Source organism: Emticicia sp., assembly GCF_043780375.1.
GTDB lineage: Bacteria > Bacteroidota > Bacteroidia > Cytophagales > Spirosomataceae > Emticicia.
Genome location: NZ_JAYWCU010000012.1, coordinates 1 through 10,451, shown reverse-complemented (window position 1 = coordinate 10,451; position 10,451 = coordinate 1). Strand labels below are relative to the sequence as shown.

Sequence of the window (10,451 nt, the reverse complement as noted above, 5' to 3'; positions counted from 1 at the left end):
ACTCGCTGAAATACAGCCATTTTCATCCTTTGCGTTTACTGTTATGCTATACTCACCCGCTTTAATAACTGTAATAACTGGGCTATTTTCATTGGTACTCCATATATTTTCTTTTAGGCTGGTCGAAGCCAATGTTACCGTATTGCCTTCACAGACAGCGATTTCACTTTGATATATAACAGGTTTTCCTGGCGGAATGAGCGATTGTGCAAAAACACTATTAGATTCAGGTGAGCCACATCCAATTGTATTTATACCACGCACGTTGTAAGACCCTGTTGTTTTTACAGAAATTTGTTTTTGTTGTTCACCCGTATTCCATAAAAAAGAAACATAATCTGGCGAGTCAGTCAATAAATCAGTGCTTGTTCCTTCACAAAAAAATAGACTTTTCTTAGCAAAAGCAGAAGGGGTTTTTGTAGGAAATACACTTTTTACATCAATATTGGAAGTAAAAAAGTAATTTCCAGTTTGGTCACGTGCTACACTATTATAAGCACCGCTTGATGCTGTAAGCGTAGTAGATGTTGTATTATTTGACCATTTTTGAAGACTATAACCCGTTGGCAAACTCAAAGTAACCTTATCTAATGTTGTACATGAAGCTTTCAAGGTCAGAATAGGTGCTGGTAACGATGGTATTGATTGATTAAAAAAAATGTCATTCAGTTTTTTATCCCATGCTTTTGCTAAATCTGAAATTCCAGAGTTTTGGAAGTGTACACCTTCGGGGCGAGGTACTTGAATCGAGTCGGTATATGGTCCTTCAAAAATATAATCTGCGGGATTAACTACTCTGTTTTGTGCTTTGATTGCAGCGGGATAAGTCTGATTCACATTCATTAGTGAGGTACGAGAAACAACCCAACTGATTTTTTTACCAAAATCAAATCTACTTTTATCTATTACTTTTTTCAATGTATTTGCGTAGTAATCTTCGGTAGTTTTCAAATCGGATTCTGCCTCTCCTTGACACCATAGCACTGCACGCATTCCCAATTGTGATAAATAATATTGTAGCGTAATTCGCATATAAGAGTAAGGGGTATCACGAGGAAAAGTATATTTAAAAAAAGGATGTGTAGTTGAAACACCAATTGAGCTGCTATACCAGTTTTCTATGGAAGTGCCTCCGTAAGCCACATTGAAAAACATAATCGGAACATTAAGGCGTTTGACTAAAAAATCGCCTAATTCTCCCCAACACCAAGCTCCACCTTCTCCACGTGGAGCAATAGAAGAAGTAGTTTCTAAATGAGAAAAACTTTTATAAGGAGGAATTTCATCTAAAAAATCTATTTTTTGATAGTCGAAACAATTCACACGGTCATCGGTTGATGATTTCTCTCCAAAATTTCGTCTCCCTTCAGCATTCGATTGCCCTGCAATCAAAAATACTTCTCCAATACCCACTTTATCAACATTGGGTTGTGTAATAACGACGCCATTTCTCCAACCTCTTACTTGCAACTGATACCATCCGCCAGTTCCTTTAATAGCTCCTACAAAAGCTCCATTTTCGGGTTTATCAGTCAGCACAAACCAATCGGTTGTAGTTCCTTGTCCTTGTGTAATAGGCACTAACCTTGCATCTATTTTTTCGAGGACACCATCATAGTTTCCTGAAATATAAACAGAAGAGGTATTATTGTTATCTCGTTGAAAAACACTTCTCGACAATGGTAAATTGATTGTAATTTGAGAGAAACATGAGAACGCAATCAATAATAGTAAAATGGTAATGCTTGGATTTCGCATTTTCAGCAGAATTCAGTGGTTAAGTAAGAAATCAACACCAAACAAAATGTTTTGTTGATAGCGAAATACTTGGCAAAACATATTGCCAAGTTCATATATTCATTTTGTTGGGTTATAAACTACTGCAAAAATAAGAAGTAATAAGCAAAATAAAAAGCCCTCTTAGATACCTTATCTGAGAGGGCTAAAAATCTTATGTTTTTTACTACTTAGTAGCTCTAAAATCTATTCTTATAGCACCATGACAAGGGCGAGATCCATCGGGCATCGTGTTTGGTTGTGCTTGTAGATGAGCAGGGAACGCATTTATTTTTCCTGTACAGCTTGTTCCTGATGTAGATAACACTGAAACATTTTCGTTAAACCAAGATAATGATTGTGATGGGAGCAATGTTCCTGTCCATTTAGCAGTAAAAGTATCTCCAGCTTGATAATATTGTTTATCAAGAATTACATCATTATTATTTTCTGGACAATTAATCGGTGCATTATCATGCTCGCAGGTACTGGTATAGCCTTGATATGTAAAGTCATCATAGCCATCTTTTGAAACTGTTAGTAAAAAGTAAGCATTACCATTATCAGGGACATTATTCTTAGTAATGAGTGCATTTCCAGAAAAATTGAATTCTATTTTAGGGCTTAGATTTTGAACGGATATTCGATACTGAGATATATCTGTGTTAGGAGTAAAAGGTAAAAACTTAAATTTCATTCCACCTTCTCTACATTCATTAGCTATTTTTATCTGAATCGGACGAGCCTCAGTTGCAGAGAAATTATTGCAACCATTCAAGTTAAATTCTAATACACTACCTAATTCAGAATTAAAACCAGGTGTTATTTCTATACTTTTACCCGCTCCATAATGAATAGATGAATGTTGTGTAATTTTATCTGAGGTTCTCACTGTTTCCGAAGCAAGTACATCAGTATTTGCAGCTACTAAATTTTTATCGGTTGTGATATTAGCTTCACAAGCATAATTGAGCTTAAATAATAATATATCATGGCTATCTTGAGGGTGATAATGGTTTCCTGATATATCACCATCAAATGATTGTGTTGTACCGATTGCCACGAATGTTCCATCACCGGTTTCAACTAAGCCATTTCCTTCATCGTCTGCAGTACCACCTATTGTTTTTTCCAAAATAACATTAAAATCGCTCGTTATTTTCATCAAAACAACGTCAAATTTATTATATTGATTATTCGCAATTCGATTTCGGTCTGTAATATTTCCGTTGGTCGATTTGGTTGACCCAACTATTCCATAGTTTCCGTCTCGAGTAAGCACCAAATCATTTAATATATCATTTTCTGAACCCCCAAAAATCTTTTTACTTTGATAATCTCCATTCGAATTAAGTTTAAATAACCACATATTTCCCTCATAATTATTAGGAAAACTACCACTTATTGGATTTTCAAAATCATTATTCAATGAGTTTGATGTAATGCCTACAATCAAATCGCCATTAGGTAATGCAACTATTCTTCGGGCTTCATCACTTTGGCTTCCACCATAAGTTTTCTTCCAAGATACATTCAATGAAGCATCTAATTTAACAATTAAAATATCTTTTCCGCCCTTATTTGGACCTATTTGAGTATCATTTGAAGTAGAATTGCCCACAATAGCATAACCGCCATCTGAAGTACGTTTCATATCAGCGGCAATTTCATCTCCATTTCCACCAATACATTTATTTGAAATAATATTACCGTTTTCTTGACTTAATTTTGTTACCCAAAAATCACTGTTCAAACCTGTAGTATTTTTCCCCGAGTTTGTCAAATCGCCATCTGACGAAGTAGTAGTGCTTAATAATAATAAATTATTGTCATCCATTTGCAAAACCTTTACAGGAGTATCTGAACTCGACCCTCCCAAAACCTTAAACCAAACCATTTGACCCTCACTATTGAGCTTCACAATCAAGTTATCAAAAAAGCCCTTTGCACTTGTCTGCACTACTTGACGACCATTGCTTGCATTAAACCTCAGTTTTTGTATGTTATTTACTCTTCCTAATAATATAAAACTGCCATCGTTGTTTTGAATAATGTCTGTACCTCTGAAGCCAGTATATGATTGGTCATCGAAAATGAAGGTTTCCCACATTATTTCACCTTTTTGGTTCATTTTAGATGCCCAAATGGTTTCAAAACCGTCTAAAGCTTTTTTGCCAACGGCTGCATAATTTCCATTCTGAATTGGCACAATTTTACTTCCTTCATCAGCATACCAACCATTCCAGCCATAGCATCGTTGCCATTCAATAACTGTTGGCAAACTTTGTGCATGGGAATGCAAGCTACCTATTAGCATGAGAATAAATGCTATAATCTGGGGGCTTCTTTTTGTCCTAAACATCGTAAAAATCAAATTAATTGTATGATTGAGAAAATCATTTATGTATGGCGAACTGTTTGTACTCAGTCTTTGTACAAAATTAGTGCCAAAAGCAAATACATGCTGGATAATACTCAAAGGCATAGCAGAGAAGAACTTAAGAAGCATCTTAGTAATTAGTTAGGAGTAGGCACGTATTTCTCAAACTATTTACAAATGTAAAGCATTATAAATAGATGTATTCAATGAAATAGATTAAAATTGGCTTAAATTTTTCAATAAGCACAAATATTAATCTCTAAGTTATAGAAGCAGTTTGATTATAGAAGCAGTATTGTTTTTTATGAACGCAGTTTTATTGTATTTGTATTTTAGAGCAGATTTTCATAATTTAGGGCGTCATGACTTCAAAGATATGACCTCTTTGATATCTCTTATTATTTTGTCAGCAAGGTTAGAGGCAGTTGTTTCAAACTCTGACTCGGCATAAATCCTGATTATTGGTTCGGTATTTGACTTACGTAAATGTACCCATTCTTTATCAAAATTCACTTTCACTCCATCTTCAGTATTTAATGGATAGCGATCATATTTTGCCTTAATTTCACTCAAAACTTCATCAACATTTAGATCAGTTGTAAGTTCAACTTTCTTTTTTGCAATGTGATAATTTGGATATGTACTTCGTAAAAAACCTATTGGTTTACCAAATTTGGCTAAATGACTTAAAAATAAAGCAATTCCAACCAAAGCATCACGGCCATAATGTAATTCGGGGTAAATGATACCTCCATTCCCTTCACCGCCAATAATTGCTTTTACCTCTTTCATTTTTGTTACGACATTCACCTCACCAACAGCTGCCGAAAAATATTCGCCACCGGCTTTTAAAGTTACATCTTTCAATGCCAAGGTTGAAGAAAGGTTTGAAACTGTTGTTAAGCCTTTTTTCTTTTTAGAATTCTTTAAAATGTAGTCAGCCACTGCAACAAGCGTATATTCTTCGCCAAATGGCTCTCCATCTTCACTAATAAAAGCTAATCTATCAACATCGGGGTCAACAACTATACCTAAATCATAGTTTCCTTTGCGAAGTTCGCTTGAAATTTCTCTTAAATTTTCGGGTAATGGTTCAGGATTATGGGCAAATATACCAGTTGGTTCACAGTTAATTTTCTTGATATCAGTCACTCCCAAAGCCTCTAATAACATCGGAACGGCGATACCTCCTGTTGAGTTTACAGCGTCAATACAAACTTTAAATTTAGCATTTTTGATAGCTTCTTTATCAACCAATGGTAAAGCCAAAATCAAGTCGATGTGTTTTTGAATATAGGTATCATTAGCTTCAATTTTACCTAAGGTTTTTACCTCTGCAAAATCAAAATCCTCATTATCAGCCATTTTTAATAATTCTTCTCCATCAGCACCCGAAATAAATTCTCCTTTTTCGTTGAGTAATTTAAGGGCATTCCACTGAATTGGGTTATGGCTGGCAGTAAGTACAATTCCTCCGAGTGCGTTTTCAATAGGAACAGCTATTTCAACAGTAGGCGTAGTTGAAAGACCTAAATCTATGACATAAAATCCCATGCCAACAAGTGTAGAGCAAACTAAATCAGAAACCATTTTTCCTGACAAACGGGCATCTCTACCTACAATAACCCTTAAGGGCTTTTCGGTATTTCTCTTCTTAAGCCAAGAACCATAAGCAGCAGTAAATTTTACAATATCTAATGGGGTTAGAGCTTCTCCACTTTTGCCTCCAATAGTTCCTCTAATGCCCGAAATTGATTTTATAAGCGTCACTTTAAATATTTTTTTGGTTTATTTTACTCTACAAAGATACGAAAAAACAACATATAAATTACAGTTATGAGTTTCAATAGCTATACATTTATGATTTAAGAATTGATAAGTACAAATTTTAATTTAATAAATACCTGATAGTCAGATAGTTATAGGTTGATTGTAATAGGCTAATATAACAACACTATGCAGCAATTGCAATAAATAAACTATAAATTAGCAAATATACTGTCAAAAATAACCTTATCAATTCTAATGAAAGATGCCTATTTTTGTAAAAGGATTCCAAATGTAAACACAATAATTCCTTTCAATGTTCCGAAATTTTTTTAAAATATTATTCATTTTTATCACCGTTGTTGGTTCGATTTTTATTTGGGAGAAGCTTAAAAACTTTAGTTTTTTTTCAGTCAAAGAAATAAAAACTACGCATAATATGGTGCTGAAAGAAATGACCTTGTTGGGAAAATTGGAGTTAGCAAATTTCACTTTTCGAGATATAGTTGAGCAAGAATTAGTGCGAGATTATTTGCCCAATCCGAAGGTAATTTTGATTGTGCAAGGAGAAGCGATTGGCTGCATTGATTTGACAAAAGTGAAGGCGGAAGATGTTTCATCAAAAGACGATACACTTATCGTACATCTTCCTGACCCCGAATTGTGTAGTTACAAAATTGACCACAGTAAATCAAAGATTTACGATACTGAATATGCTTTTATGAACGAACAATCGCTCATGAATGAAGCTTATACCCGTGCCGAAGATAAAATCAAACAATCGGCAATCGAAATGGGAATTTTGGAACAAACAAAAAAGAATGCAAACTTGATTTTGAAGCCTCTTTTAGAAAATATTTCGGGTAAAAAAGTAGTATTACAATATCGTATGAAAGCAACCTTAGAAAAACTTAAATGAGTTGATAGATTCAGAGCTGAAGGCTGCTTAGTTTAATGATTAATATCAATTGTTTACTATTAGATTTTTCCTCCAAAAGCCAAATCTCCTGCATCGCCCAAACCAGGAACAATATATGATTTTGCATTCATTTCCTCATCAATGTCTCCTAACCAAAGGCGGCATTGTGGCAATCGAGCTTGAATAAATCTTACACCTCGTCGGCTTGCAATTGCAGACACAATATGGGTTTTTGATGGAACTCCGTAGCGAAGCATGGCGTGATATGCTTTTTCGATAGATTTGCCCGTAGCTAACATGGGGTCGCTGATTATCAGTATTTTACCATGAATATCAGGACTGGTGATATAATCCATTTCAATTTCAAAAGCCTCTTTGTCGTCGTGTTTTCCGCGATATGCTCCTATAAAAGCATTCTCAGATTTATCAAAGAAATTTAATAAGCCTTGATGTAAAGGTAGTCCTGCACGAAGAATTGTTACCAATACAACTTCCTGCGAAATTTGTGGTGTAGTTTTAGTCCCCAATTGAGTTTCAACTGTACGATTTTGGAAAGACAATGTTTTGGAAATTTCGTAAGCAAAAATTTCACCCAGACGCTCCAAATTTTTTCGGAATCGCATGGCATCACGTTGTATTTCTTTATCTCGCAATTCGGCAAGAAATTGATTTGCTAAAGAGTTATTTTCGGTCAAGACAAACATTTGATAATCGAGGTTATTGGTGAAATATTTATAACAACAAAGCTCTTTGGGGGGAATTCCAGCGAAATCCCAATGAAAAAATCGTGCTTTTTGTAGCTTCGTCTGTATAATTGACGCTACGATTTTGAAGTTTTAGATCAATAAATAGATTATGTTGCAACATATATGATGCCCCCAAATTCAGATGACGAATCGTTGCTAAATTTCCTTGTCCAATCACATTACCATAATCTCGTGGACGAGCAATAAGATAGTTACGAAGAATATTTCCTCCCCAGTTTAGGTTATCGAAATCTTCCCCATGTTTTGCTAACATCGCTGTAAAGTTAAGAAAAAGACGGTTTATGGGTTGGTAGCGAACTACAAATAACGCCTCCTTAAAATTTGACCCAAGCGGATGAGCCAAAGGTAAATTGTAATTTATGTAATTGCTATATGTCGAATTATGGCTATAAGTATAAGGTCTTACCAAATTATATTCGGCTTGAAAATCAAGATTTTTTACGCCCAATACATCAATGTATCGCATACCAATTTGCGTAGCATACTTGGTTGCCCACCAGTTATTTTTCCTAAAATATTTGCGATTAAACTCATCTAAAGTCAACTGCCCGTAAAGCGAAAAATGTCGCTTAAAATTATATTTAAAATCTGCTCCAACAATCGTATTATCGACACTACCCAAATGCCCTTCTACAAACCGCAAGAAAATAATTGGGTTTAGATAATTTATATCAAAGCCAATCGGACGTTTACCAAAAATAACTGTTTCGAATAAGCCAACATTAAGGTTTTTGGAAATATTTAGGCTTAAATGATGCAATGAAAAGTATTTTGGCGGAATCTGCTCAGTTCCGTCAACCGCCACACGCACTTGTTTATTAATCAACTGAGCAAAAATATTGACATATTGAAACTTACCAATCTGTGTCGTAATTTTAAGATGCAAATATGGAGCAGAAAAATCGGACAAAATCATGGAGCGAATGCCCGAGCCAATAAAGTTTTTGTCATGACCAAATTGTATTTGAATACTTTTTAAGGCTTGAAAAGTAATGTAACCCCGTGCCGAAAAAAAATCTGTTCCAAACTTTGTTGAGTCGGCATTTGTTATCTTTGTGAAACCTTCATAAGGATTAGCATCATAAAAACGACCATATTCTCGCACATAACCTGGATATACAATTTGGTTGTCGGTGAGCATTGTATAGAAACCCAGTTTTTTATTGATTGTTCCTCGAATTTCAATGCCACGAGTATTGGTAACAGGTTGGTTTTTGACAAGATTATCGTGGGCAAAAGCAAATTGAAAAATCGGACTAATATGAAAGTCAGCGTCTTTATTTTGGAAATTATAAAAATCTGACTTTTTCTTTAAAAAATGTTTCAAAAAAGATTTCTTGCTGTCATTTTGGGTAAGTTTTTCATCATCAAGCCATTCCCAACTATCGTTTTGAAGATAGGCAAGATTGAAAGAATCAACTTTAGATAATTTTGTTTTTATATCTTTTTCTAAATCTGTGGTCAATTTTACTAAATCTTTTCTGCGAACGGGTTTTATATTGCTATGAAGATTAGACAAACTGCCACTTTTTATTTCATAACGCTCAATCAAATGCGAGTAATCGTCATTCAACGGAGTGTATGTACTTTGGGCGGATGTTTTTAATAAAAATATTCCAAAAAGAATAGTAAGACTCAATCGCATAAAACTGCTTTCTTAAATGATTGGTGCGAAAATACAGATAATTCCTTAGTTTGTGTCATTCATCTATTAGTTTTGTATCTTAATAATCAGCCATTAGCCACCAAATCAGACAAAAACTTTTTAAAGTTATATGAAATCATTTGTTATTCCAGAAATTTATAAGAGTAATATCATTGGTAAAATCAAAGAGATTCGTCGAACAAAAGATAAATTAAAGAAAGATTTTACACCCACAGTATTGGATTTTGGTCCAGTAAAATTTTTGATTGCCCGACATTTTGGCTTTTGCTATGGCGTTGAAAATGCAGTAGAAATCGCCTACAAAACTATCAATGAAAATCCTGATAAAAGAATCTTTTTATTAAGCGAAATGATTCATAATCCCGATGTAAATAGCGATTTGTTGTCTCAAGGCGTTCGTTTTTTGATGGATACGAAAGGAAATCAAATCATTGATTGGCAAGAATTAAAACCCGAAGATGCGGTAATTGTACCTGCTTTTGGCACAACATTAGAGATTCAAAAGCATTTAGAAAGTTTAGGAATCGACCCTTATAATTTTGATACCACTTGCCCATTTGTCGAAAAAGTTTGGAATCGAGCAGGGCAAATCGGCGAGCGTGGCTATACAATTATTATTCATGGTAAACCAAACCACGAAGAAACACGAGCAACTTTTTCGCACAGCCAACAAAATGCTCCAACAGTGGTCATAAAAGACTTAGACCAGGCTAAAGTTTTGGCAAAATATATTAATAAAAGTTTACCTAACGAACAATTTTATCAAGATTTTGCAGGGCAATATTCTGAAAACTTCGACCCAAAACAAGATTTAGAACGCATTGGTGTAGTAAACCAAACCACCATGCTTGCCTCAGATACGCAAGGAATCTCTGATTATTTGAAACAAATCATTGTTGAGTATTATCAGTTGAAACCTACTGAAGTAGAAAAGCATTTTGCCAATACGCGTGATACCCTTTGCTATGCCACCAACGATAACCAAGAAGCAACTTATGCTTTGTTGCAAAACGAAGCTGACTTTGCGGTAGTGGTGGGCGGTTATAATAGTTCCAATACATCTCATTTGGTTGAACTTTGCGAAGAAAAGTTACCTACTTTTTTTATTCAGTCTCAAGCAAGCATTTTGTCTGAAAATACTATAAAACGCTACGATTTACATAAAAAAGAAGAACT

At 34.6% G+C, this 10,451-nt stretch carries 7 protein-coding genes; 2 read left to right on the top strand and 5 right to left on the bottom strand.

What is annotated here, in order from left to right; genetic code table 11:
* The 3 genes from ACH2CJ_RS01265 to glmM all read right to left on the bottom strand — a co-directional run.
* A partial coding sequence (locus ACH2CJ_RS01265; protein ID WP_394990257.1) for a sialate O-acetylesterase occupies nt 1-1,758 on the bottom strand: 1,758 nt, incomplete at its 3' end.
* A gap of 205 nt (nt 1,759-1,963) precedes the next feature.
* Nucleotides 1,964-4,285: a 3-coathanger stack domain-containing protein gene (locus tag ACH2CJ_RS01260; RefSeq protein WP_394990256.1), complete on the bottom strand. Its 2,322-nt coding sequence runs from the start codon at nt 4,283-4,285 to the stop codon at nt 1,964-1,966.
* Nucleotides 4,286-4,516: 231 nt separating this feature from the next.
* The gene (glmM, locus tag ACH2CJ_RS01255; RefSeq protein ID WP_394990255.1) at nt 4,517-5,926 is read right to left on the bottom strand and encodes a phosphoglucosamine mutase; all 1,410 of its coding nucleotides are present in this window, start codon (nt 5,924-5,926) and stop codon (nt 4,517-4,519) included.
* Between the two features lie 313 nt (nt 5,927-6,239).
* Between glmM and ACH2CJ_RS01250 the strand changes: the two genes are divergently transcribed.
* On the top strand, nt 6,240-6,842 hold the full coding sequence (locus ACH2CJ_RS01250) for a DUF4230 domain-containing protein (protein ID WP_394990254.1): 603 nt from the start codon (nt 6,240-6,242) through the stop codon (nt 6,840-6,842).
* Between the two features lie 59 nt (nt 6,843-6,901).
* On the opposite strand, the gene upp is transcribed toward ACH2CJ_RS01250, so the two are convergent.
* Together upp and ACH2CJ_RS01240 are read right to left on the bottom strand one after the other, a co-directional pair.
* Nucleotides 6,902-7,546 carry a uracil phosphoribosyltransferase gene (gene upp / locus ACH2CJ_RS01245; RefSeq protein WP_394990253.1) on the bottom strand — a complete coding sequence of 215 codons (645 nt, stop codon included), beginning with the start codon at nt 7,544-7,546 and terminating at the stop codon, nt 6,902-6,904.
* Between the two features lie 28 nt (nt 7,547-7,574).
* Nucleotides 7,575-9,254: a capsule assembly Wzi family protein gene (locus tag ACH2CJ_RS01240; protein WP_394990252.1), complete on the bottom strand. Its 1,680-nt coding sequence runs from the start codon at nt 9,252-9,254 to the stop codon at nt 7,575-7,577.
* Nucleotides 9,255-9,384: 130 nt separating this feature from the next.
* Between ACH2CJ_RS01240 and ACH2CJ_RS01235 the strand changes: the two genes are divergently transcribed.
* Nucleotides 9,385-10,451 (top strand): 4-hydroxy-3-methylbut-2-enyl diphosphate reductase (locus ACH2CJ_RS01235; protein ID WP_394990251.1); only part of this gene is annotated, 1,067 nt, incomplete at its 3' end.

Excerpts from the sequence above, each read along its gene's own strand:
- ACH2CJ_RS01260 (WP_394990256.1), bottom strand. The coding sequence starts at position 4,285 with ATGCTTCTTAAGTTCTTCTCTGCTATGCCTTTGAGTATTATCCAGCAT.
- ACH2CJ_RS01250 (WP_394990254.1), top strand. The coding sequence starts at position 6,240 with ATGTTCCGAAATTTTTTTAAAATATTATTCATTTTTATCACCGTTGTT.
- upp (WP_394990253.1), bottom strand. The coding sequence starts at position 7,546 with ATGTTTGTCTTGACCGAAAATAACTCTTTAGCAAATCAATTTCTTGCC.
- ACH2CJ_RS01240 (WP_394990252.1), bottom strand. The coding sequence starts at position 9,254 with ATGCGATTGAGTCTTACTATTCTTTTTGGAATATTTTTATTAAAAACA.